Raw genomic sequence first — 24,682 nt, forward strand, 5'->3', positions numbered from 1 at the left:
TCACTTGAGCCCGCCGAGGCGCTCGAGGCCCTCGAGTCGTTGCTGCACGAAACGCTCGCTGGGGCTGAAGCTCGAAGAGCGGCTCCGCAGCGACTCCGTGTACGCCCGCATCTTGCCCATGTCGAGCGTCTTGACCTTGCGCACCGCCGAGTAGAGCTCGTCGACGACCGTGCCCGGCACGAGCTGATCGATGCGCGTGTAGAGATCGAAGATGTAGTCGATCCAGATGCCCCTGCCCGTGGCCGACGCGAGCTTCGCCGCGTAGATGGCGGCCGTCGACGCGAGGTCGACCGGCGGCGGCTGACCGTCGCGCGCCTTCTGCAGCACGTCGTTCAGCGAGCGAAGCAAGATGCGCTCGGCCTCCTCGGCGCGGCCCATCGCGAGCGCTTTGTCCGCGACGCTGCCGATGAGCGAGAGCGCGTTGACGTGCCGATCGGGCTGCGCGTTCGCCGCGAGCGTGGCGAGGTTCGCGCTGTTCACGCTCGGCGTCGGGGCCGTGTTGTGCTGCGACGCGACGCCGGGCGCCGTGTAGTCGGTCCAGAAGTCCTCGCGCGTGTCGAAGCCCTCGTGGCCCGCCACGGTCGGCATGCGCGCCGAGCGCGCGACGCTGCGCGGATGGCCGAACGCGATCGACTCGGGCACACTCGAGAGGCCCTCCTCGGGGATGTTCTCGAGCACCATCTCCTGACCGCCGATGGTGATGTGATCACCGTGCGAGAGCTTCTGCGGTCCCTCGATCTTCGTGCCGTTCAAGCTCACGCCGTTGCGGCTGCCGAGGTCCTCGATCGTGACGCTGTCGCCGCGCACGGTGAGGAGCGCGTGCCTGCGTGATACCAGCGGATCGTCGAGCGCGAGCTGGCAGTCGGCGCTGCGGCCGATCACGAACTGGCCCAGCGGCACTTCGAGCTCGTGCGACAGATACCGCAGTCGGACCGCCATGTTCGAGCCATACCAATGGCGCAGAACGCCGTCAAAGCGGCTCTTTTCGGTCCGGCCGAAGGCCCCCCCGAAAGACGGGCTACCCTCGGCCCGCGCCCTCCTCGGACAGAACCCGCAAGAGGAAGACGAGCAGCCGCGGATGCGAGAGGAGCCCGTAAATCGTGAGCTTTTCGTCCGTCATCGCACGCGCCATGTCCCACAATGTCGCACCACCCTCCGGCGTACGCATGAACACCTTCGGGAGGCGCAACCAGCGGGACAGGCCGACGTTCGCGAGGCGCCGCAGGACGGCTTCGTCGCCGCAAAGAGTCACCGAGGGGATGCCCACGGTGCCGTCGTGGATCGTCAGGCGACCGTGATCGAAGCGCATCGTGAGCGTCTGCGTCGTGTCCTGCGCCACGATGAGCACGGAGCCACGAAGGGCGCGAAAGTCCTGCATTTTCCGGGCGGAGCGGGTGACGTTCTGCCGGATCCGGTCGGCGAGCAGGATCGCGAGTGTGTTTTCTTCCGTGCCTTCGGCGAGGTCGATGATCGGGTCCACGGTGCCGCTCGTCCCGGGCTTTGACGCGCCGGGTGAGAGGAGCATGACGAAGGCGCGCCGCGCGGTCGAGCGCTACCGCGCGCCGGGGAGGGCCGAGGCGCCGATGTCGGCGCGGAAGTGCGCGCCCGCGAAGGAGATACGCCGCGCCGCCTCGTAGGCACGCTCCCGCGCCTCGAAGATCGAAGTCCCGACGGCCGTGATGGCGAGCACGCGCCCGCCCGCGGTGACGATCCCCTCGGCGGTCCTCTTCGTGCCCGCATGAAATACGACCACGCCGGGCACGTTCGCAGCCTCGTCGAGCCCGCGGATCACGTCGCCCGCGCGCGGCGTGCCCGGATATCCGGCCGCCGCGAGCACCACGACGACCGCGCTTCGCTCCGGCGCGACGCGGACCGACGTGGGATCGAGCTTGCCGCTCGCGACCGACGCGCACATCGCGGCGAGGTCGCCGTCGAGGAGCGCGACGAGCGCCTCGCACTCGGGATCCCCGAAGCGGACATTATGTTCGAGCAGCAACGGATCGCCGGCGGGCGTGATCATGAGCCCCGCGAAGAGCACGCCGCGGAAGGGACGGCCCTCGGCGCGCATGCCATCGATCGTCGGTCGCAAGATCTCCCGCTCGATGCGCGCGAGCAACTCGGGCCCGACGTGCGGCGACGGCGCGAACACGCCCATGCCGCCCGTGTTCGGGCCTCGGTCGCCGTCGAAGACACGCTTGTGATCCCGGGCGACGGGCAGCACGAGGAGCGACGTCCCATCGGTGACCGCGAGGACGCTCGCCTCCTCGCCGACGAGCGCCTCCTCGATCACGACCGTGCGCCCCGCGTCGCCGAAGCGACGCTCGACGAGCATCGCGCGCGCCGCCTCGATCGCCTCCGCCTCGGTCTGCGCCACGACCACGCCCTTGCCCGCGCAGAGGCCATCGGCCTTCACGACCACGGGCGCGCCGCGCCGACGGATCTCCGCCTCGGCCGCGGCCATGTCCGTCACGATCTCGAAGTCCGCCGTGGGGATCCGGTGCCGCGCGGCGAACTGCTTCATGAACGCCTTCGACCCTTCGAGCCGCGCCGCCTCCGCGCTCGGCCCGAAGACCCGGATCCCCGCCGCTTCGAGCGCGTCCGACACGCCCGCGCAGAGCGGACCTTCCGGGCCCACGACCACGAGGTCCACCGCCTCGCGCCGCGCGAGCTCGACGACGTCGGCGGCATCGAGCCGCGCGCCTGCGATGGAGCGAATCGGCGCCGTGCCCGCCCCGCCCTCGTCCACGGTGCCTGCGTTGCCCGGCGCCACGAGGACCTCGGCCGTCGTGTTCGACCTCGCAAGCGCCCTGGCCAGGGCGTGCTCTCGCGCACCCGAGCCAAGCACGAGCACCCGCCGCCCCGACGACCGCTCCGATCCGGAAGCCCGCTGATTCACGGTGCGCCGGCTACCACGCGCCCCGACCTCGCGCGAACGAAAAGTGGCCCCGCGCGCCGAACGAGCAGGGACGTTCGACCGCGCCCGAAGCGCAGCCCGATCTTTTTTCGGACGGGCGCTCGACAGGCGCGTTTCGATGAAGTACGACTGTGGCCGTTCGGGACTCGTCCCGTTGTGGGTCCGCCGACAGCGCACTGTGAACCCCGCCAGGCCCGGAAGGGAGCAACGGTAGCAGGAAGCGGGTGTGGCGGGCCCTTTTGCTTTTTGTCCTCGGAAGTCCCGCGGGGGTTGCTCTCCCGACGCTTGGCCGTACGCTACGGTCGTCGTGGATTTTCTGTCCCCGGGCAACGGCGAGCCGCGCGAGAGCCGCGTCTTCCGGTGGGTCGCGTTCGTCGCGTCCGCCGCCCTGGTCGCTGCAGGTCTGCGGTTTGCCCTGCACGAACCGCTCGTCGCCGCCGTCGTGATCGGCATCCTGCTCGCGGCGCTGGTCGGCCGTTGGCTCTCGCGAAGGCGGCTCCGGCGCGTGCTGCGATCGGGCGACGTGATCGCGGTCCTGCGGAGCTGGGCGGGTGCGCTCGAGCGGATCCCCTACCCGGCCACGATGGCGCCGCTCATGGCGGCCACGGCGTTCGCCGCGTGCGGCTGGATCGACAAGGCGCGCGCCGCGCTCGCCTCCGCCGAGCGAGGGCCCGTGTGGGAAGCGGCGCTCGAACATCGCCTCTTCCTCGACACGCTCCTCCTCACGTTCGAGGGCGACCGCGACGCCGCGCTCGAAAAAGCTCGTCGCCTCGTGCGCTTGCCCTTGCCGCGTGGCGAAGGCGCGCTGCGCGATCGTGTCCTCGCGTTGCGCTCCGCGGCGTTCGCGCTCGCGCGCGCCTTCGCGCATCAGAGCGAGCCCGGCGACGACGAGCTCCTCGAACGGGCGAGCGAGAACAGCCCGCTCGTCTTCTGGGCGATGCGGTATGCCGCGGCGGTCATCGCGATCGACCGCGGCGACAACGACAAGGCCACGCGCCTGCTCGCCGGCGCCCCGCCCTGGCCGGAGGAGTCGATCTTCCGCGCCTTCCACCTGGAGATCGAGGAGCGCGCGCGGCTCTCGCCGTCCCCTTGTTCGTGAACGAACGATGGATGCACGAGGTCGTTCGGCAGCCGAACGGCGGCCGTGCTAGAGCGAGCGCCTGATGTCCGGCCTCGAAGTCTTCAAGCATGCCGACAGCTGGGCGAGCCTCGCGACGCTCACGGGTCTCGAGGTCGTGCTCGGGATCGACAACATCGTCTTCCTGACGCTCACGACGAACAAGCTGCCGCCGAAGCAGCAGCCCGCGGCGCGCTCGCTCGGCCTCGCGCTCGCGCTCTTCATGCGCCTCGGCCTGCTCTTCGGGCTGACGTGGGTGATGAGCTTGACGAGTGATCTCTTCTCGCTCTTCGGCCATGCGTTCTCCACGCGCGACCTCATCCTTCTCGGCGGCGGCCTCTTCTTGATCGCGAAGAGCACGCACGAGATGTTCGAGCGCCTCGAGGTCGAAGGCGGGAAGGACGGCAAGCCCGTCAAGCACATCTCGTTCGCCTTTGCGGTCGCGCAGATCGTCTTGCTCGACATCGTCTTCTCACTCGACTCGGTCATCACCGCGGTCGGCATGGCGCAGCACCTGAGCATCATGGCCACGGCCGTCGTCATCGCCGTCTTCGTGATGCTGCTCTTCGCGGGGGCGATCGGCCGCTTCGTCAACCGTCACCCGAGCATGCGGATCCTCGCGCTGAGCTTCCTCCTGCTCATCGGCGTGCTCCTCGTGGCCGAGGGCATGCGCCAGCACATCAACAAGGGCTACGTCTACTTCGCCATGGCCTTTTCGCTCGGCGTCGAGCTCATCAACATGAAGCTGCGCGTGCGCCAGCAGGCGCCCGTTTCGCTGCACAACCCGTACGAGGATCGCGCGCAGTGACACGCGTCCTTTCCCTCGCCGCGCTCGCCGCATCGATGTTCGCCCTCGCGGGTTGTCCCGAGGGCTCCGCCGTCGCGCAAAGCGCAGACGCAGGAGCGCCCGTCGACGCGGGCGTCGCGGACGCACAGGGCACGATCCCCTGGCACGCGTCGTCGTCCACGCCGTCGTCCCCGCCTGCCGAGCCGACGAGCGAGCGTGCCTCGCTCGAGTTGCTTCAGCTCACGCTCACGTCCGACGTGCAGAAGAAAGAGCCCGTCGACACGCTCGACGTCGCGCCTCCGGGGACGCGCGTCTACGCGCACCTCAAGCTGCGCAACCGCTCGCAGGACAAGCGCAAGGTGCACGTCGACTTCCTCGTGAACGGCAAGCTCCGCACGCCGCTCGACCTCACCGTCGAGCCGTCGTGGTCGTTCCGCACGTGGGGCTACAACACGATGCAAGCCGGCGACACCGGCGAGCTCGAAGTGCGCGTGCTCGACGACGGCGGCGCGACGCTCGCCACGGCGCGGCTGCCCATCAAGGCCAAGGGGAAGGCCAAGTAGGCGCCGCGCGCGTGGCGCGCTTCTTCGGTCAGCCGCAACGCCTCCAGTGGAGGCGCAACATCTGCACGCCCCACGCCGGCGTGAGCCGGATGTGGCCCGCACCGGAAGGGTTCCCGAGCCTGCTCAACGCCACGGCGGTGCGGATGTTGAGCGGCCGCTGCGCTCCGCACGGCGAGAACGGACCCACGGCGCTTTGCGGCTCGCGCACCACGAAGCGATCCGCGAACGGTCCGCGCAGCGTCGTCTGGATCGGGTTCTCGCCGAGCTCGCCCGTGAAGTACCGCTCGACGTCGAGCGTCGCGGTCACACCGTCGTCGAGCTCCGCGTAGCCGCGAAAGCCGTACTCGTTCGTCACGGCGAACGAATAGCCGGGCGTGTGCGCGAGATCGAGGATCACCTGGCAAAACACGCGTTGCTCCGAGGGTGACACGCCGGGCCCCGCGGAGGCCGAGAGCGCGCCGTCGGCGAGGACGATGTGCTGACCGTTGCTCGCGAGGATCGCCCGCACCGTACCCGACGGGCATCCGGTGCCGAGCGCCGTGACCGAGCGGAGGGAGACCTCGGGCGGCACCTGAGCCTCTGCGACTGCGGGCGCGAACAGCGCCGAGAGCCCGAGCCCGAAGAACACCCGAGCCAACGTCTTTTTCATGGAATCCTCCCCTGGGGCCCGCGCCCCGGTATCGATGTGGGCGGCGCAAGCGTGGTGCGCCGGTCGTGAGCACCTCGAGCCGATCGAGCTCGACGGCAAGGCGATCCGCGCTGGACTCGTTCGCTCTGTTCGCCACGGATTCCCGGGGAAAACCGATTCGCCCGTTCCCCGTCATCTTCGTCTTCGGCTCGGCGTACACTCCGTTGCATGAGCCGCGAGGTCGACGCTCCGCTCCGCTCCGACGTCCGTTTCCTCGGTCGCCTGCTCGGCGAGGTGCTCGTCGAGCAAGAGGGCGAGGCGCTCTTCTCCGTGGAAGAGGTGATCCGCAAGCTCTCGATCCGCAGACGGCGAGGGCCGCGCGCGGGGAGGTCCGAGGCGCAGAAGGAGCTCGTGCGGCTGCTCGAAGCGCTGCCGATCGAGCAAGCCGAGCCCGTGCTCCGCGCCTTCGCGATGTACTTCCGCCTCGTCAACATCGCCGAGCAGCATCACCGCATCCGGCGCGCGCGTGCGCACGCGAGTAGCCCCGGCGAACCGCCGCAACGCGGCTCGCTCGCGGCCGTGATGATCGCCGCGAAGAACGCGGGCGTCTCGGCCGAGACCATGCGCGAGGCGCTCGCGCGGCTCGAAGTCACGCTCACGCTGACCGCGCATCCGACGGAGGCGGCGCGGCGCACGGTGCTCGAGAAGCTCTACCGCATCGCGCGTCGCCTCGAAGAGCGCGACCGGTGCCGCCTCTTGCCGCGCGAGGAGGAGGAAGCACGCGCGGCCATCCGCGAGGAGATCACCCTGCTCTGGCAGACGGACGAGGTGCGTCGAGAAAAACCGACCGTCGGCGACGAGGTGAAGAACGTCCTCTGGTACGTCGAGGAGATCCTCTGGGACCTCTTGCCCGAGCTGCCGCAGGAACTCGGGCGCGCGTTCGAGCGCGCGTACGGCGAGCCGCTCGACACGCTCCCGATGCCGCTGCGCATCCACGCGTGGCCCGGCGGCGACATGGACGGCAACCCCAACGTCACGCCCGACGTCGTCGAGGACGCGATCCGCGCGTATCGCGTCCGCGGCCTTCGGCGCTGGCTCGGCGCGGTGCGCGAGCTCGGCGGATCGCTCTCGCAGTCGGCGCGGCACGTGCGCGTGCCGAACGCGCTGATCGCTTCGCTCGCGGCCGACGCGGTGGTGATGCCCGGCGTCGCGGCGCAGGAGAGCGTGCAGACCGAGGGCGAGCCGTGGCGGCGCAAGCTGCGTTTCGTGGAGGCGCGGCTCGCGGCGGCGCTCGAAGCCGTGGAGACGGAGCGGCAGGTGGCGCGGCAACGCGCGCCGCGCGTGGGCAGCGTGCCGCCGCCGGCGCGGGGCCTCGCGGGCGCGATCGGCAGTCACGCCGAGCTCGGCGTCGCGTACAGGACGAGCGACGAGCTGCATCGCGACCTCCTGCTCGTCGCCGACACGTTGCGCGAGGCGAACGCCTCGAACGCGGGCGAAAAGCGGGCGCGTGCGCTCGCCGAGCGGGTGCGTGTCCTCGGCCTCTCGATCGCCGAGCTCGAGCTCCGCGCGCCCGCGGAGGACGCGACGGCCGCGGCGGCGTGGCTCGCGGGCGGCGGCGAGGAGACGCCCGGCGCCGCGCGCCTGCTCGCCGCGCTCCGCAAGCTCGGCGAGGCCCAGCGCCAGTACGGCGAGCGCTCGGCCCGCACGTTGATCCTCTCCATGACCCAGCGCGCGGAGGACCTCCTCGCGGCGCTCACCCTGACGCGAGCCGCGGGATTGTACGACGTCGACAAACAAGCGGTCACGATCGACATCGTCCCGCTCTTCGAGACACACGACGCGCTCGTCTCCGCGCCGACCATTCTGCGCACGCTGCTCGCACACCCCGAATATCGGCGCCACCTCGCAGCTCGCGGCGCGCAGGAGGTCATGGTCGGCTACAGCGATTCCGGCAAGGAAGTGGGCCTCCTTTCGGCGGCGTTCGCGCTCCGCAAAGCGCAGGCCGAGCTGACGAAGGTCTCGCGCGAGGCGGGCATTCCGCTGCGCGTCTTTCACGGCCGCGGCGAATCCGTCGCGCGCGGCGGAGGCCCCGCGCAGCAAGCCATTCTCGCGCTCCCGGCGGGGAGCGTGGCGGGACGGTACAAGGCGACCGAGCAGGGCGAGGCGCTCGACCACAAATATGCGCGCCCCGAGCTCGCCCTGCGCACGCTCGAGCTCGTGATCGGCGGCGCCCTCTTGCATACCCTCGACGCCGAGGAAAAACCTTCCGAGGAGGACGAGCGTCGTTATGCCGAGGCCTTCGAGGAGCTCGCCGAGGAGGGGCGGCGCGTCTATCGCGCGCTCGTCTGGGAAAACCCTCGCTTCGTCGATTTCTTCACCACCGCGACCCCGGTCGACGAGATCGCGCGATTGCCGATCGGCTCCCGCCCGAGCAAACGCAAGGCCGGCGGACTCGAAGCGCTCCGCGCGATCCCCTGGGTCTTCGGCTGGACGCAGACGCGCGCCATCCTGCCCGGCTGGTATGGCGTCGGCAGCGCGCTCGACGCGTTCGCCCGGCGCGAGGGCGGCGCCGAGCAGCTCGTCGAAATGACGAAGCGCTGGCCCTTCTTCCGGACCGTGCTCGACAACGTGCAAATGGTGCTGGCGAAGAGCGACATGGAGATCGCCGCCCGGTATGCCGCCCTCGCCTCGCCCGCGACGCGCAAGGCCGTCTGGCCCGCCATCGAGGAAGAGCACGCGCGCACGGTGGAATGGATCAAGCGCCTCTTCGGCGTGAAGCGATTGCTCGACGGCAACCCCACGCTCCAGAGGTCGATCGACCTCCGCAACCCGTACGTGGACCCGATGTCGTTCTTGCAGGTGGCGCTGCTTCGGCGGAAGCGGGCGGGGGATGGGTGCTGCGACCGGGCGATCCTGCTCTCCATCAACGGGATCGCCGCGGGAATGCGAAATACCGGCTAGAAGAGGCGATTACCGTCGAGATCGCAGCCGGGCTCGCCGGGCAGGCACTTGCCGCCCTGCTTCGGGCCCTCGTTCTGCTTCGGCGCCGTCCACGAACGCCCGCCGGGACGCGTCGCCGGGGCCTCGTTTGCCGCGTTCTTCGCCTCTTCGAGCTCGCGCGCCCGGCGCTTCTCCTCTTCGAGCCGCGCCGCGGTCTCGTCGAGCCGCTTTCCATTCGCGTCGAGCTTCGCGCGCAGCCGCGCCGCCTCCTCGCGCGTCGCCTCGACCTCGGCCGACTGGTACGCCAGGGACGCGTCCTGGTCCGGCTTGATCTTGCCGAAGTACAGGCCCATCCCGCCGCCGATCAACGCCGCTGCGCCGATCACGCTCGAGACCAGGGCGCGCTTCAGCTTCTTCTTCTTCTCGTCCTCGCGCAGCGCCGCGAGCGCCCGCTCGTGCTCGTCGGCCTTGCGCATCATCTCCATTCGCGCCTGCGCCTCGACCTCGGCGCGCGCGCGCTCCACCTCCGCGAGCCGCAGCGCCTCGAGCCGCGCCGCCTCCTCGCGCCGCGCCGCCTCTTCCCGGGCGATACGCTCGGCCTCGGCCCGCGCCTTTTGCTCGAGCGCCTCTGCCTCGCGCCGCGCCGCCTCTTCCCGGGCGACGCGCGCGGCAGAGGCCCGCGCCCGCGCGGCCTCTTCTTCCTCGCGCAGGGTCTGGTCGTGCAGAGAAAGAAGCTGGTTCAGCGAAAACAGGACGGAGTTGTCACGCGTGGCGGACATGGGGGAATGCCTCCCGATAGAGCAAAGGATCACGACACCGACGGGCACCGCCGAGGGCGGCCATCACGTCGTGCGCATGGATTGGACGCGCATCACCCATGGAACTTTGAACCCACCCGGTAAATTTTTCGCCGGGTGGGTTCGTGTGCGCTGGGCGCCCTGGAGCGTCCTCAGTGGAGGCACATGTCGCTCGAGCGACAGGCGGCCATCTGGCTCAACGCGTCAAAGGCGGAGTCGCAATCGGCCGTGTTGATCTCGTTCAGGCACTCGGAGAGCTCCTTCTGATCGATGCCCCCGGCGCATTCGTACAGGTTGATGTCCTCGCGCTCCGATTGGCGCACGGACTGAACACACGCGTCGCGGCTCGCATAACGTTGTCCGCCGCCGATCTGGTTGCAGCGCATGGCGCGGTCGCAGCGCGCGTCGGCCAGCGATTGCAGGGCGCGGTTGACGTCGCTGCGGGGCGACTCGCCGAGGGCGCGGTTCTCTCGGCTGCACGCGCCGAGCGCGACGCCCGTGCCGAGGACGACGAACAGGAGAGCCGGAGCGTAGCGGGTGCTGGTCTTCTTCATGCCGCGAGCTCCGTGCAATCGGAGCGCCAGGACGGGACCGCGCCGGACGGCACGGGATGTAACGGGCGGACGGTGCGAACGAGTGTGGACGGAACGAGCGAGCCCGACCACGGATCTCTTGAATGCGCAGCGTTTCGCCGCTACGGGTGGGAACATGCCCGACATCCTTGCCCAGGCCTCCTTGCCCGAGCTTTCGTTGATCGTGCTCGCCTTCTTCGTGGGTTTGACGATCTTCAACGTGCCGATCGGGTTCGCGCTCGAACGCCTGCTCCAGCACCGCCGCATTTACGACGTGCCCCTCGCGGAGGGCCAGTACCGCTTCGAGCTCCTGGGGAACCTCGTCTTTCTCGCCGTCACCGTGACGACGTTCACGGCGGTCCTTTCCTCGGGCCTCGTGCGCTTCGGCGAGACCTCGCTCCTGCGCGACGGACTCACGTTCTTCGCGATGAGCGCGGGTTTTCAGGTGTATTATTACTTCCTGCACCGGGCCATGCACCACCGGGCGCTCGTGCGGTTTCATCGCTGGCACCATCGCTCGCACGTGACGACGCCGCTCACGGGCCAATCCATGAGCTTCGTCGAGTCGTGCGCCTGGATGATCGGGTATGCCGGGATGCCGCTCGCCATGTCGTACGTCGCGCCGATCGGCTTCTGGGGCTGGGCCGCGTATCTCGTGGTCAACATCGGCGGCAACATCGTCGGGCACTCGAACGTGGAGCTCACGCGCTCCATCAAGGGTATCCGGTGGCGCTCCATCAACGCGAATCCGTTCGTGTATCACGCGCTCCATCACGCCCGATGGACCGGCCATTACAGCTTCCAGTCCGCGATCATGGATCGGCTCTGCGGCACCGAATGGAAGGACTGGCCGGTCCTCCTCAAGCGCGTCATGGACGGCCAGCCGCTCCGGAGCCTCAAGGAGCGCGCCGACCCCTCTTGACCCGGGCGTCCGGAACCTCCCAGGGGCGGAAAAAGCACGACCACGCCGCTCCGCTCCCTCGTGCCGGCCAAACGCAAATCGGATAGTCTGCCCCCGTGCCGGAAAGCTCTCCCCTCGACAGGAACTCCATCGAAGAGCTCGAGATCTCGGACGCGGAGATCGCCTCCCTCCGGAACGCGCCTCCTCCGCCGCCTCCGCCCGCGGTGCGCCCCGCGCTCACCCCCGCGTCGCTCCCCGTCGTCCAGCGCACGGCCTACGCCGTGAGCGGCGTCTTCGCCGAGGGTGGGATCGGCCGCATCATGAAGGCGCGCGACACGCGGCTCGACCGCACGGTCGCCATCAAGGAGCTGCTCTCCACGGACGCGGCCGAGGCCGAGCGCTTCGTGTACGAGGCGATCATCACGGCGCGCCTCCAGCACCCCTCGATCGTCCCCGTGCACGAGGCCGGCCGCTGGCCAACGGGCGAGCCGTTCTACGCGATGAAGCTCATCACGGGCAAGCCCCTCGGCGACGTGATGAACGACGCGCAGACGCTCGAACAGCGCCTCGCCCTGCTCCCGCACCTGCTCGCCGTGGCCGACGCGATGGCGTATGCGCATAGCCAGCGGATCGTCCATCGCGACCTCAAGCCGGCGAACGTCCTCGTGGGTCGGTTCGGCGAGACCGTCGTCATCGATTGGGGCCTCGCGAAGGACCTGAACGACGAGTCCTCCGAGCCGCTCTCCGGCAAACCCCGGCCGCCGGCGTCCGAGGAGAAATCGGTCAGCAGGAGCGCGCATTTGACGTCCGTCGGCGCGATCATGGGCACGCCCGCATACATGCCCCCGGAGCAGGCCATGGCCAAACCCGTGGACGAGCGTGCGGACGTGTATGCGATCGGCGCCCTGCTTTATCGCGCGCTCTCCGGCGTGGCCCCGTACGACGTCCCGGGCGGGGACGTGCTCGACGTGGCCCTCAAGGTCCTCGAAGCGCCGCCCGTGCCGCTCGCCGAGCGGCAAAAAGGGATCCCCGAGGACCTCCTCGCCATCGTGGAGAAAGCGATGGCCCGCGACGCGTCGAAGCGATATCCGACGGCGAAGGAGCTGGCGGACGACCTGCGCCGTTTCCAGATGGGCCAGTTCGTCGCGGCACACACGTATTCGCGCGGCGAGATCGTACGCCGCTTCATCAAGCGCCGCCGCACGCCGCTCCTCGTGGGCCTGGTCGGCGTCGTGGCCCTCTCCGTCGTCGGCATCCTGAGCCTCACGCGCATCATCCAGGAGCGCAATCGCGCGCAGGCGAACGAGGTGGAGGCGCAGCGGCAGAAGGCCGAGGCCCAGGCGCAGCGCCTCGAAGCCCAGCAAAAGCAGACCGAGGCCACGAAACGCGCGGACGAGCTCACGATCTCGCAAGCCCGCGGCCTCATGGATCGGGACCCGAGCCAGGCCATTGCGTGGCTGAAGACGCTCTCGCCGAACAGCCCACGTTTCCCCGCCGCGCGCACGCTCGCGGCCGACGCGCTCTCGCGCGGCATCGGGAGGGTCTTCCGGGCGCACGCCGGCGGCATCAACGCGGTCACGTTCGCGCCCGACGGCCGCACCGTTGCCACGGCGAGCGACGATCGCACCGTGCGGGTCTGGGACCTCGAAACGGGCACGCACAAGGTCCTCGCGGGCCACGGCGACGAGGTCTGGGCCGCGGCCTTCTCGCCCGACGGAAGACTCCTCGCCACGGGCGGCAAGGACAAATCCGTCCGGATCTGGGACGTCGCGACGGGCACCTCGCGTGTCCTCGCGGGCCACGAGAAATGGATCACGAGCATCCGTTTCTCCGCCAATGGCCAATGGCTCACCTCGCAGGGCTTCGGCGACGGCGTCTTCCTCTGGAACGTCGCGGCCGGCACGGGGAAGCGGGTCGCCGTGAACAGCGGCACCGAATTGAGCCGCGGCGCGGTCTTTTCGGGGGACGGCCGCACGCTCGTCCTCGTCGAGAAGGGAAAACTCGTCGTCTGGGACCTCGCGACCGACAAGAGCCGTGATTTTTCCGGCCAAACCTCGACCTGCTCCAGCATCGCGGTCTCCTTCGACGGCATGTTCGTGGTCACGGGCGGCGTCGACGGCTCGATCAAGCTGTGGAACAGCTCGAAAGGCGCGCTCCGCACGTTCCCCGGCCACACGAAGGAGGTCACGGCGCTCGCGTTCTTGCCGAATGGCACCGCGTTCGTGTCCGGCGCGAAGGACCGCGCCGTTCGTTATGCCGATCTCTCGAACGGCGCGACCCGGCTCCTCGGCCAGTATGGCGGCGAGGTCAAGACGCTCGCGGTCTCGTCCGACGGGAGCCGCGTCGCCGTCGTCGGACAGGATCGCAACGTCGTCATGTGGTACGTCGGCAATGGCCAGCGCCGCACGCTCGGCGGATTCCAGGACTGGCTCGGTCTCCACGGCGTCGCATTCTCGCCCGATGGAAAACGCCTCGCGGCGGCGGGATTCGACCAGACGATGCGGGTCTGGGAGCTCGGCACGCAGGTCGATCGTGTGGTCGGCGAGCACGACGGCGCGTCGACGGTCGCGGCCTTCCTGCCCGACGGAAAACGTGTCGTTTCGGCCGCGGAAGACGGCACGGTGCGCCTCTTCGACCTCGCCTCCGGCGCGCCGCAGATCGTCGATCGGCATGGCGCCAAGGTCAGCGACCTGCGGGTTTTTCCGGATGGAACGGCCGTCGCCTCCGCCAGCGAGGACGGCGCCGTGCGGATCGCCTCGCTCGCGGGCGAACCGCCCAAGGTCTTCCGGGGCCATAAGGGGCGCGTGGCACGTCTTGCCATTTCGCCCGACGGAAAACACCTCGCCTCCGGTGGCGCCGATAAAAAGGTCCGGCTCTGGGACGTGGCCACGGGGCAAGCCGAGGTCCTCTTCGAGCACGAAAAACCCGTCGAGACGCTCGCCTTCTCGCCCGACGGCGCGGTCCTTGCGACGGGCAGCGCCGACAAGACCGTGCGCACCTATCGATTCGCGACGAAAGAAGCGAAGACGCTCGGCACCTACGAGCTCCCGGTCCGCGCCGTCGCGTTTTCGCCGGATGGAAAGACGCTCGCGTCGGGCAGCGCCGACCATACGATCGGGCTCTGGGACCTCGCGACGGGCCAGGGTCGGGTGATCGACGCGAGCGGCAATGGCGTCACGCAGATCGTGTTTTTCCCGGACGGCGCCACGTTCGCCTCGCTCGGCTCGGAACCGTCGGTGCGTCTCTGGGAGACGGCGACGGGCAAGCCCCGCGACATCCTGCGCGGGCACGGCAAAACCGTGGCGAGCATTTCCGTCTCCTCCGATGGAAAACGGATCGCCTCGGCGAGCCTCGACGGCAGCGTCCGCATCTGGGACCTCGAGAGCCACGAGGATCGGCCGCTCGCCGGGCATGCGGGCGGCGTCTCGTTCGTCGCGTTCTCGCCGGACGGCCACGCGCTCGTCTCGACGGGCCAGGACCGGACGGTGCGGCTCTGGGGCGACGACCTTCCCGCGGACGAGGCGGGCCTGCGGGCCTGGCTCGACACGGCAACGAAGGACGTCGTGCACCTGGACGATCGCCCGGCGTCGCCCGAACCCACGCGCTGACATCCTCCCCTACCGCCGCGCCCCGGGAGCCCTAGCCTCAAAGCGGGGGTTTTCGTGGCGCATCGCGGTCCGTCTCGACGTCGCGTCTGGGTCCTCGTGCTCGCTTTCTGGGCCATGCTGCTTTGCGCGTTCGCGCGCGGGCAAGCGGCGCGGCCCATCGTGTTTGTCGCGCCCATTCGCGGGGAGATCGACAATGGCCTCGCGCCTTACGTGCAGCGCGCCGTGCGCACGGCCGAGCAAGCCGGCGCGGCCGCGCTCGTCTTGCCCATCGATACCCTCGGCGGACGCGTGGACGCGGCGCTCGTCATTCGTGACGCTCTGCTCGACGCGAAGATCCCCACGATTGCCTTCGTCGATCCGCGGGCGATCTCGGCAGGCGCGCTCATCGCGCTCGCGGCCGAGGACATCGTGATGGCCCCGGGCGCGACGATCGGCGCGGCCGCGCCCGTCATCGCCGGGCCCGAGGGGCGCGCGGAGCCCGCCGGGGAGAAGGCGACCTCGTTCGTACGCAAAGAATTCCGCGCCACGGCCGAAGCGCGCGGCCGCCCGCCCGCGCTCTTCGAGGCCATGGTCGACGCGGACGTGGACATCCCGGGCGTCGTGGCGAAAGGCAAGCTGCTCACGCTGACCACCGAGGAGGCGCTCGCGCTCGGCGCCGTGGGTCATCGCGCCGAAACCCTGGACGACATCCTGGCGAACCGTGGTTTGTCCGGCGCGGAGATTCGCACGCTCGCTCCGAACTGGGCGGAAAAGCTCGTGCGGTTCGCGACCTCGCCCATCGTCAGCTCGCTCCTGCTCGGGCTCGGCTTGATGGGGCTCTTCGTGGAGATCCGCACGCCCGGGTTTGGCGCGCCAGGCATCGTCGGGCTCGTTTGCCTCGCGCTGTTCTTCTGGTCGCACGCGATCCTCGCGCTCGTGGGCTGGGAGGAGCTCGTGCTCGTGGGCGGCGGGGTCGCGCTCCTGCTCCTCGAAATCTTCGTGATTCCAGGGTTTGGCCTGGCAGGCGTCCTCGGCGTCGCGGCCATTCTCGCGGGGCTCGGGATGAGCTTCATCGGGCCGGGCGTGACCGCGGCGGGCGCGGTCCAGGCCGCGGCCGAGGTCGCCATTGCGCTCGTGGTCACGCTCGTCGGGGCGGCCCTCGTTTTGCGGTTTCTCCCCCGATTGCCGTTCGCTCGCAGCCTCATCCTCGAAAACGGGCGTCCCGAGCGCGCGCTCCCGTTTTCAGCCTCGCCGCTCGACGCGATCCTGCCCGGCGACCTCGGCAAGGCGGCCTCGCCGCTCCGGCCCTCGGGCATCGCGGAGATCACGGGCGCGCGGGTCGATGCGCTGTCCGAGGGGGAATACATCCCGGCCGGCACGCCGCTCGAGGTTTTGCGCGTGGAGCGCAGCTACGTGGTCGTGCGGCCGGCTGCGGAAAAGGAAAAAGGGTGAATGGCCATGTTCGGCGTGGAGCTCGGGATCATCGGGATCGTCGGCCTCGTGCTCGTGGGGCTGTTCGTGGTGCTCTATCTGATCCCCGTGCCGCTCTGGATCGCGGCGTGGGCCTCGGGGGCGTACGTGGGGCTGTCGTCGCTCGTGGGCATGCGGTTTCGCCGGGTGCCGCCGGGTGTCGTCGTGAACGGGCGCATCAGCGCGGTAAAAGCCGGGCTCGACGTGTCGACGAACGACCTCGAAGCGCATTACCTCGCCGGCGGCAACGTGACACGCGTGGTCAATGCGCTGATCTCAGCCGACAAGGCGAACATCCATCTCCCGCTCAAGCGCGCCGCCGCGATCGATCTCGCCGGACGCGACGTGCTCGACGCGGTCAAAATGTCCGTGTTGCCCAAGGTGATCGAGACGCCGCGGGTCGCCGCGGTCGCGAAGGATGGCATCCAGCTCATCGCGATCGCGCGCGTCACGGTGCGGGCGAACCTCGATCGGCTCGTCGGCGGCGCCGGGGAGGAGACGATCATCGCGCGCGTCGGCGAGGGCATGGTGAGCACGATCGGCTCGGCCGCGAACCACAAGGAGGTCCTCGAAAATCCCGATCACATCTCGAAGAACATCCTCGCGCGGGGGCTCGACGCGGGGACGGCGTTCGAGATCCTGTCGATCGACATCGCGGACGTGGACGTCGGCGCGAACATCGGGGCGAAGCTCCAGATCGACCAGGCGAACGCGGACAAACAGATCGCGCAGGCGAAGGCGGAGGAGCGCCGCGCGATGGCCGTGGCGCTGGAGCAAGAGATGCGCGCGCGGGTCGTCGAGGCGGAGGCGGACGTGCCGCGCGCGATGGCCGAGGCGTTCCGGTCAGGTAACCTCGGCATTCTGGATTATTATCGGATGCGGAACATCGAGGCGGACACGGCCATGCGGCATTCGGTCGCGAACGACGTCTCGACCGACGTGAGGCCGGCGATCGGGCAAGGACGAAGGTGAGGCCGTGGAGGGTTTCGTCTCCCTGCTCGTCGTGATCTTCTTTTTGATGATGCCGGTCGTCCCAACGCTTCTCGATCGGGCCGCCCGCAAAGCTCAACAGCGCGCCGCGCTGAAGCTCGCGGAGCGTCGGCGCGCGCTCGTCGGAATGGCGCCGATGGGGACGGTCCCCCCGCCGCCGCGCCCGCTGCCCGATCGTCGTTTCCCGGTGGAATATCGCTCGCTGGAGGAAATCCCCGCGCGCCCGATCTCGCTCGAAGAGGCGCTCCCCGTGCTCCCGAGCCCGCTCGAAACCTCACCCGCCGCGCCGCGCCCCCGACGCGCGTCCCGGGTTCTTTTCGAAAAACCCGAGGACGTGCGTCGTGCGATCCTGCTCGGTACCCTGCTAGGTCCGCCGCGCGGCGCCGATTGAGATCACTCCGCCGGGGGCGGCTCGGGCGCCTTCTTGATGCCGAAGATGACCTCGATCGAGGTCGAGTACGTCACCTCGCCCATCGAGAGCGGCGGGCCGCCGCCGCCCCATTTCGCTTCGGCCGTGGCCATCATCGGCATCGGGCCGATCGGGCCGCGCCCGATGACCTCGCTCACGCTGATCACCGGCCCGAGCTCGAGCCCCGAGAGCTTCGCCAGCACCTCGGCCCGCGCCTTCGCGTCCGCGACCGCCTTCTCCCGCGCCGTCGCTTCGAGCGCCTTCGTGTCGTCGATCCCGAAGTTCACGTTCCACACGTTGTTCGCGCCGGCGTCGACCGCCGCCTGCACGACGCGGCTCGCCTTCGACACGTCGCGGATCGTGACCTCCACGGTGTTGCTCACCCGGTATTTCAAGGACGGCGGCGGCGGCACCGCGGGGGCCGCCGCGCCCGCCGTCGTGGCCGCCGCGGCCTTTCCGCCCTTCGCGGGCGCGGGGGGCGCCTCGGGCATGGGCATGGCCATGGGCACGGGCACCGGACTCTCGAAGGGCCGCTCGATCGAGATCGAGAAATTCGCCGTCTGGATGTCCTTCTCCTCGAGGCCGAGCTTCTTCAGCGCGTCGAGGATGGCCTTCATCCGCGCGTTCGTCTGGTTCATCGCCTCTTCGACCGTCGACGCCGAGGCCTCGACGCCGAGGCTCGTCCGGGCGATGTCGGGTTTGCCCTGGGCCTCGCCGTGGCCGACGACCGTGATGTGACGGACCGCCTCCTGCGAGGCGCGCGCCCCCCAGCCGCCCCCATGATGCGGACCACCGCAGCCGATGAGCCCAAACGAGGCGGGGACGAGCAAAACGAACGCGAGCACGGAACCGAAGCGCATACGAAAGATCCTCCTGACGAAGAAGATAACGCCGAACCTCCGCCCAACTTACAGGCGGCCGCCCCGACTCTGGCAGATGGTCCGGCGGGTGTCGAGTTCTCCCATTGTTCCCGAGACCGCTCGATCCGAGTGGAAGGGATCATGCAACAGGATTGAATCGTACCCCCCGCGCGCAATGTTCGTACCCGACACGCACGGGGGCGCCGATCGACGAAACACGAGCGTCGCCAAACTGCACCATGTTAGGGCGATCCAAGCAACACGAGCGAAGGCAGCACCCGCGCGCGTGCGCCGACGGGCGGAACGGCGCATCCTGCCCGCCCACCGCCTCCCGGACGAGCGAGCCCGATTTCCGCGCGCTCTTCGAGTCCGCGCCCGAGAGTTACCTCGTGGTCGACCCGAGCTTCACCCTCGTCGCCGCGAGCGACGCTTTCCTGCGCACGAGGCTGGTCTCGCGCGAGGCGATCCTCGGCCGCAACCTGTTCGAAGTCTTTCCCGATAACCCGGACGATCCGAACGCCACGGGGTCACGCAACCTCCGCGCCTCGCTCGAGCGCGTCTTCGCAACGGGGGTCGCCGACACGATGGCCGTGCAGAAGTACGACATTCGCCGGCCCGCGTCGGAGGGCGGGGGCTTCACCGAGCGGTACTACAGCCCGACGAATACCCCGGTCCTCGACGAGAACGGGACGGTCACGCACGTCATTCACCGCGGCGAGGACGTGACGGAGTTCGTGCTCCTGAAGAAGCTCGGCGGCGAGCAGAGCCGGCTCGTCGAGGAGGAGCGGACGCGCGCGGAGCGGATGGAGTCGGAGCTCTACCATCGCGCGCAGGAGATCCAGGGAGCCAACGAGCAGCTACGCGTCGCGAACGAAAAGTTGAGCCGCCTCGACGAGCTCAAGACCCGCTTCTTCTCCAACGTGAGCCACGAGTTCCGCACGCCGCTCACGCTCATGCTGGGCCCGGTCGAGGAGCTGCTCCGCGGCGCGCACGGCCCGCTCGGCGACGAGCAACGGCGCGAAATCGAGGTCGTGCGGCGCAATGCGAGGCGCCTGCTCAAGCTCGTCAATACGCTGCTCGATTTCTCTCGGATCGAGTCTGCGCGCCTGCAGGTGGCCTACGAGCCGACGGATCTCGCGACGTTCACCGCGGAGCTCGTCAATACGTTCCGCTCGGTCGTCGAGCGGGCAGGCCTCGGTCTCGTCGTCGATTGCCCCAAGCTCCCGGAGCCGGTCTACGTCGACCGCGAGATGTGGGAGAAGATCGTCCTGAACCTCGTTTCGAACGCCTTCAAGTTCACGTTCGAGGGGGCGATCGAGGTCTCGCTGCGCTGGGACGGCGATCGCGTGGCGCTCTCGATCCACGACACCGGCACGGGCATTCCCGAGGAGGAGCTGCCGCGGCTCTTCGAGCGTTTTCATCGCGTGCAGCGCGCCCGCGGGCGCACGTTCGAGGGCTCCGGCATCGGCCTCGCGCTCGTCCGCGAGCTCGTGGGGTTTCACAAAGGAACGGTCTCCGTCACGAGCACCGTCGGTCAGGGCAGCACGTTCACGGTCAGCATTCCCGCCGGCGCAGCGCACCTACCCCCCGAGCGCATCGGCGCCGAGCGCGAGCTCGGGCTCTCGGCGACGAACGCAGCGGCTTTCGTGGAGGAGGCGGAGCATTGGACCGAGGCGCCCGCGCGGGTCGCGAGCGAGGGCGCGCCCTCCCCGCACCCCGCGCACGCGGACGTCCGCGCCCGCGTGCTGCTCGCCGAGGACAACGCCGACATGCAGCACTACATCCGCCGCCTGCTCGAGCCGTACCACGACGTCGAGGCGGTCTCGGACGGGATCGAGGCGCTCGCCCACGCCCGCGCCCACGTGCCCGATCTGATCCTCACCGACGTGATGATGCCGGGCCTCGACGGCTTCGCCCTCGTCCGTGAGCTACGCGCCGACCCGCGGACGCAGACCGTACCCATCGTGATGCTCTCGGCCCGCGCCAGCGAGTCGGCGCGCGTGGAGGGCGTCGCGTTCGGCGCGGACGATTACCTGGTCAAACCCTTCTCGCCGCGGGAGCTCCTGGCGCGGGTCGAGGCGCGGATCGAGCTCTCGCGGCTGCGCCGGCAGGTGGCGAAGGAGACCGAGCGCCTGCGCGAGAGCGAGAAGCGCTTCCGCACGCTGGCCGACAACGCTCCGGTCATCATCTGGGTGACGGACGCGACCGGCTCGTGTGATTACGTCAATGCGACCTGGCAGCGGCTCACGGGCCAATCGGAGGAAGAGGCGCTGGGCAGCGGCTGGCTCGAACCGTTTCACCCCGAAGATCGCCCGCGGGTCGGGAAGATCTTCGAGACGGCCGTGGCCGCCCACGAGCCCTTCACCTTCGAGTATCGCCTGCGGATGCCGGACGGCTCGTACCGGTGGTTCCTCGATTATGGCGTCCCGCGGCTCGGCGAGGACGGCACGTTCCTCGGCCACATCGGCTCGTGCACCGACATCACCGAGCGCAAGCAGGCCGAGGAGATGCAGACCGAGGCGGACCGCCGCAAAGACGAGTTTCTGGCCATGCTCGCGCACGAGCTCCGCAATCCCCTCGCGCCGATGCGCATCGCGCTGCACATCATCCGGGCGCGGCACGCGAATGCGGGGACGGATCGGCATCTCCAGATCCTGGAGCGCCAGACCGACAACCTCGCGCGCCTCGTCGACGACCTGCTCGACGTCTCGCGCCTGACCCGCGGCAAGATCGAGCTCCGCAAGGAGCGGCTCGACGTCGCGACCGTGGTCTCGCGCGCCGTCGACGCGACGCGCGGGCTCATCGAGGGGCGGCACCACACGCTCACGCTCGAGCTTCCGGGCGAACCCGTGCCCGTCTTCGCGGACGCCGTTCGCCTGGAGCAAATCCTCGTCAATTTGCTCACGAATGCGGCGAAATACACCGATCCGGGAGGGCACATCACCCTTTGCGTGGCGCGGGTCGGGGGGCGGGTGGAGCTCCGCGTGCACGACGATGGCGTGGGGATCGCGCCGCAGATGCTCGACCGGGTGTGGCACATCTTCGAGCAAGCGGAGCGCACGCTCGATCGGGCCCAGGGCGGGCTCGGGATCGGGCTCTCCATCGTGCGCCACCTGGTCGAGATGCACGGCGGCACGGTGGAGGCGCGGAGCCCGGGCCTCGGGCACGGCAGCACGTTCTTCGTGTGGCTGCCCCTCGCGCCGGAGGAGCCGGCGCTCGCCGAGGCCAAGCCTTCGCCGCCGGAGAGGATTGGCTCGCCAAACCATGCACATGCAGGCCGGAGGCTCCGTGTCCTCGTGGTGGACGACAACGTCGACGCCGCGTACATGATCGGCGAGCTCGTACGAGAGCAGGGCCACGAGGTGCGGATCGTCCACGATGGGCTCAGCGCGCTCACGGCCGCGGGCGAGCAGCGCCCCGAGGTCGTGTTCCTCGACATCGGATTGCCCGGCATGGATGGCTACGAGGTCGCCCGGCGCCTGCGCGCCTCGGGGCACAGGCCGGCCAGGCTCGTCGCATTGACGGGGTATGGGCAGGAGTCGGATCGCCGTCTGACCGCGGCGGCCGGCTTCACGCAGCACCTCGTGAAACCGGCCCAGCCCGACGTGGTCCTCGGACTGCTCGACGCGGTCTCGGCCGCCGCCGCTTGAAGCTTACTTCGGCGAATTGCAGGCGCCGCTCGCCGGAGCGGACACGTTGTTGTCGGTGCGGCACTCGGTCCAGGCCGGGTGCGGGACGCTCGTGTCGTCGACGACGGCGTAAATCGGCGCGGTCCCGTTCGTGACGTCGCCCGGCGCGCCGGCGAGCGGGAGCAGGACGGACTCGGACTCCGCGGGATAAAGGACCTTCGAGGTCGTGCCCTGCCCGAGGAGCTCGCCATTGGGGTGGTTTCCCTTGTAAAACCCGACGACGACGCCCGCGGGCAAGGACGCCTCGCCCACGTTGCGCACGACCGCGACGAGCCCGTAAGGCCCGAAGCAGACGGGCGCGAGCGAGACGACGGCGTCCGGCGCGGCGAACTCGCTGCCCGGCTGCTTGTTCTGGCGGAAATTGTTGAGGCCAGGCTGGAGGTAATTCGGCAATTCCTTCGTGGGGATCGTCCCGTCCTCCTCGACGTTCGTGATGTGGTAGGCGTGCTCGTTCCACACCCGCCGCGTGCGCACCCATTTGCCCGAGGTGTCGCCGAAGATCCGCACGCCCGATTGCGCGATGCTCACGCCGTCGTCGCATTGCAAGCTCGCGCTCGCCTGCCCGTAGGCGTTCGACACGGCCACGATGTCGGCGTGTCCGTCGTTGTCCACGTCCGCCACGACGGGATTCTCGATCAAGGTCGCGGTCGTGTTGCACCGCTCCCAGAGCACGTTCCCCGTCGGCCCCTCGTACACGCGGAGCCGCTGCTGATCCGAATAGACGACCTCGGCCTTGCCGTCACCGTCGAAATCGAAGACCGTGCTGCCCGTCGAGGCGCTCGAGCAATCGGACGTCTGCTTGATCCACAAGAACGCCTCGGGCCCGGGCACGGCCGCGTCGACGAGCTTCTTGCCGTCGAGCACCGCATACCCCACGCCGCCCGCCATCGCCACGTCCGGCGTCCCATCCCCATTGAAATCGGCGATCGTGGGCGGGCCGCCGCCGTGGGTGTTGCCCCAGCTCCCCGCGGGGCAAAGCGAGGGCGAGAGCGTGCCATTGATGTCGAGCGCGGGGCGCACGATCGTGAACTTGCCCGGCGCCGCCGCGTCGTACCGCCACACGACGAGCGCGTGGTTCAGGTTGTCGACGACCACCACCTCGGGTTTGCCGTCGGCGTCGAAATCGGCGACCGCCGGCCAGGGGCTCTTCCAGTCCTGCGTCGCGTAGAAGTTGCTCTGGTTTGCCGTGCCCGTGTCGAGCACGAGCATGCCGTTCGCGTCGAAGACCTGGCTGCCCGTCACGATGTCGAGCACGCCGTCGCCCGTCACGTCGCTCACGACGAACGAGCTCGAAAGCTCCGTCGAGAACGAGGCCTTCACCGCGCCCGTCACACCGTCGAGGATGCCGCCCTCGACCACGACCTCCACCGTCCCGTCGCCGTCGAGGTCCGCGACCGTGGGCATGAAGCAACGCATCGGCGGCGTCGCCCAGAGCTGGCTCCCGTCACCCTTCAGCGCGCGCACGCCCGCGTCCGCGCCCTCGGCGCACGCGACGACCTCGTTGCCCGCCGCGCCATCGATGTTGCCCGCCGCGAGTTGCTTCGTCGGGTGAATGCCGGCCACGGTCCACTTCTCCACGACCTGCCCGCCCACGATGCTGATCGCGTGCAGGACCCCGGCGCCCTGGTAGGCGCCGCTCGTGAAGGTCGCGAACACGATCTCCGGGATGTCCTTCGCCGTGACCTTCCCGTCGCAGTCGTCGTCGTCGAGCTCGATCACGATCGGCGACATCATCACGTCGGTCGTGAAAGGCGCCGAGAGCTGCCCACCCCAGGCGAACTTGAGCTCGGGCGCGAACGTCGACGCCGCGGGCTTGTATTGGCAAGACTCGAGGCACGTGAGCGGATCGCCCGGGTTCGGCGGGGGCATGCCAGGCGCGCACGTCGGCGGCTTCGGGAGACACTTGCCCGAGGGCACCTGCGCGCCGCCCATGCACCCCGCGTCCACGCCGCCGTCCATGACCTGCGGATCGCCGAGCGAGAACTCGCAATACTCGCCGGCCGCGCAGTCGCCCGACTCGGCGCAGCTCGCCCCCGGCGTCACGCACTTCTGGAACGAGCAGACCTGGCCCCCGCCGCAACACGCGTCGCCGCACGCGAGCTCCACCGCGCAGCACACGCCGCCCGCGCAGACGCCGCCGTCACACGCCTCGCCGGTCGGGCAGCTCCCCGCGTCGAAGAGCGTGTCGTCGCCGCCCGTCCCCGTCGACGACGATCCGCCCATGCCACCCGTGCCGGTCGTGCTGCCTGCGCCCGTTCCGCCCGCGGACGACGATCCGCCGTCACCGCACCCTTGGCCCAGCGCCGCGAGCAGCGCCGCGGCCGATGAAGAAAGCACCAGGAACGCAAACCGTCGTCGCATCCCTGGAGGAATGGCACTGCGACGCACGGGCGTGAAGGACAAATCTCTGGCGCTCCCCCTTCCAGGCTCCGGTGATGCCCGAGATCCTCGTCGGGGT

At 69.7% G+C, this 24,682-nt stretch carries 18 protein-coding genes and 1 other RNA gene; 11 read left to right on the forward strand and 8 right to left on the reverse strand.

Features of this window, described 5'->3' with window-relative positions; genetic code table 11:
* The 3 genes from QHF83_RS10615 to purD all read right to left on the reverse strand — a co-directional run bounded on the left by QHF83_RS10615 (position 1) and on the right by purD (position 2,896).
* Complete coding sequence (locus QHF83_RS10615) at positions 1-939, reverse strand: FHA domain-containing protein (protein WP_282417662.1); 939 nt, start codon at positions 937-939, stop codon at positions 1-3.
* Between the two features lie 79 nt (positions 940-1,018).
* Positions 1,019-1,525, reverse strand: a complete 507-nt coding sequence (locus tag QHF83_RS10620) for a hypothetical protein (protein ID WP_282417663.1) — start codon at positions 1,523-1,525, stop codon at positions 1,019-1,021.
* A 27-nt stretch (positions 1,526-1,552) separates the two neighbouring features.
* A complete protein-coding gene (gene purD / locus QHF83_RS10625; RefSeq protein WP_282417664.1) occupies positions 1,553-2,896 on the reverse strand; it encodes a phosphoribosylamine--glycine ligase in 1,344 nt (447 codons plus the stop codon).
* Positions 2,897-3,069: 173 nt separating this feature from the next.
* Between purD and ffs the strand changes: the two genes are divergently transcribed.
* From ffs to QHF83_RS10645, 4 genes are all read left to right on the forward strand, one after another.
* Positions 3,070-3,157, forward strand: an RNA gene (ffs, locus tag QHF83_RS10630) — signal recognition particle sRNA small type.
* A 64-nt stretch (positions 3,158-3,221) separates the two neighbouring features.
* Positions 3,222-4,013: a hypothetical protein gene (locus tag QHF83_RS10635; protein WP_282417665.1), complete on the forward strand. Its 792-nt coding sequence runs from the start codon at positions 3,222-3,224 to the stop codon at positions 4,011-4,013.
* Positions 4,014-4,077: 64 nt separating this feature from the next.
* Positions 4,078-4,839 (forward strand): TerC family protein, encoded by a 762-nt coding sequence (locus tag QHF83_RS10640; RefSeq protein ID WP_282417666.1) that lies wholly within the window; start codon positions 4,078-4,080, stop codon positions 4,837-4,839.
* Positions 4,836-5,381 (forward strand): hypothetical protein, encoded by a 546-nt coding sequence (locus QHF83_RS10645; RefSeq protein WP_282417667.1) that lies wholly within the window; start codon positions 4,836-4,838, stop codon positions 5,379-5,381. The genes QHF83_RS10640 and QHF83_RS10645 overlap by 4 nt, the downstream gene beginning before the upstream one ends.
* A 28-nt stretch (positions 5,382-5,409) precedes the next feature.
* Here the strand turns inward: QHF83_RS10645 and QHF83_RS10650 are convergent, their stop codons facing one another.
* Positions 5,410-6,030 (reverse strand): DUF4360 domain-containing protein, encoded by a 621-nt coding sequence (locus QHF83_RS10650; protein WP_282417668.1) that lies wholly within the window; start codon positions 6,028-6,030, stop codon positions 5,410-5,412.
* Between the two features lie 207 nt (positions 6,031-6,237).
* Between QHF83_RS10650 and QHF83_RS10655 the strand changes: the two genes are divergently transcribed.
* Positions 6,238-8,970 carry a phosphoenolpyruvate carboxylase gene (locus tag QHF83_RS10655; RefSeq protein WP_282417669.1) on the forward strand — a complete coding sequence of 911 codons (2,733 nt, stop codon included), beginning with the start codon at positions 6,238-6,240 and terminating at the stop codon, positions 8,968-8,970.
* On the opposite strand, the gene QHF83_RS10660 is transcribed toward QHF83_RS10655, so the two are convergent.
* Both QHF83_RS10660 and QHF83_RS10665 read right to left on the reverse strand, forming a co-directional pair.
* Positions 8,967-9,728 carry a hypothetical protein gene (locus tag QHF83_RS10660; RefSeq protein ID WP_282417670.1) on the reverse strand — a complete coding sequence of 254 codons (762 nt, stop codon included), beginning with the start codon at positions 9,726-9,728 and terminating at the stop codon, positions 8,967-8,969. The genes QHF83_RS10655 and QHF83_RS10660 overlap by 4 nt on opposite strands.
* A 170-nt stretch (positions 9,729-9,898) precedes the next feature.
* Positions 9,899-10,300, reverse strand: coding sequence for a DUF6184 family natural product biosynthesis lipoprotein (locus tag QHF83_RS10665; protein ID WP_282417671.1), 402 nt, complete (start codon positions 10,298-10,300; stop codon positions 9,899-9,901).
* 154 nt (positions 10,301-10,454) lie between these two features.
* Between QHF83_RS10665 and QHF83_RS10670 the strand changes: the two genes are divergently transcribed.
* The 5 genes from QHF83_RS10670 (at position 10,455) to QHF83_RS10690 (ending at position 17,657) form a co-directional block, all read left to right on the forward strand.
* Complete coding sequence (locus QHF83_RS10670; RefSeq protein ID WP_282417672.1) at positions 10,455-11,240, forward strand: sterol desaturase family protein; 786 nt, start codon at positions 10,455-10,457, stop codon at positions 11,238-11,240.
* Between the two features lie 95 nt (positions 11,241-11,335).
* On the forward strand, positions 11,336-14,827 hold the full coding sequence (locus QHF83_RS10675; RefSeq protein ID WP_282417673.1) for a protein kinase: 3,492 nt from the start codon (positions 11,336-11,338) through the stop codon (positions 14,825-14,827).
* Positions 14,828-14,923: 96 nt separating this feature from the next.
* Positions 14,924-16,258, forward strand: coding sequence for an NfeD family protein (locus QHF83_RS10680; RefSeq protein WP_282417674.1), 1,335 nt, complete (start codon positions 14,924-14,926; stop codon positions 16,256-16,258).
* Between the two features lie 6 nt (positions 16,259-16,264).
* Positions 16,265-17,248 (forward strand): flotillin-like protein FloA, encoded by a 984-nt coding sequence (gene floA / locus QHF83_RS10685; RefSeq protein ID WP_348980440.1) that lies wholly within the window; start codon positions 16,265-16,267, stop codon positions 17,246-17,248.
* Positions 17,249-17,252: 4 nt separating this feature from the next.
* On the forward strand, positions 17,253-17,657 hold the full coding sequence (locus QHF83_RS10690) for a hypothetical protein (protein WP_282417676.1): 405 nt from the start codon (positions 17,253-17,255) through the stop codon (positions 17,655-17,657).
* A gap of 2 nt (positions 17,658-17,659) precedes the next feature.
* Here the strand turns inward: QHF83_RS10690 and QHF83_RS10695 are convergent, their stop codons facing one another.
* Positions 17,660-18,535, reverse strand: coding sequence for an SIMPL domain-containing protein (locus tag QHF83_RS10695; RefSeq protein WP_282417677.1), 876 nt, complete (start codon positions 18,533-18,535; stop codon positions 17,660-17,662).
* A gap of 239 nt (positions 18,536-18,774) precedes the next feature.
* Between QHF83_RS10695 and QHF83_RS10700 the strand changes: the two genes are divergently transcribed.
* A complete protein-coding gene (locus QHF83_RS10700) occupies positions 18,775-22,185 on the forward strand; it encodes an ATP-binding protein (protein WP_282417678.1) in 3,411 nt (1,136 codons plus the stop codon).
* 3 nt (positions 22,186-22,188) lie between these two features.
* On the opposite strand, the gene QHF83_RS10705 is transcribed toward QHF83_RS10700, so the two are convergent.
* Positions 22,189-24,585, reverse strand: coding sequence for a VCBS repeat-containing protein (locus QHF83_RS10705; RefSeq protein ID WP_282417679.1), 2,397 nt, complete (start codon positions 24,583-24,585; stop codon positions 22,189-22,191).
* Positions 24,586-24,682 lie beyond the last annotated feature (97 nt).

This window comes from Polyangium sp. 15x6, assembly GCF_029960785.1.
Classification (GTDB): domain Bacteria; phylum Myxococcota_A; class Polyangia; order Polyangiales; family Polyangiaceae; genus Polyangium.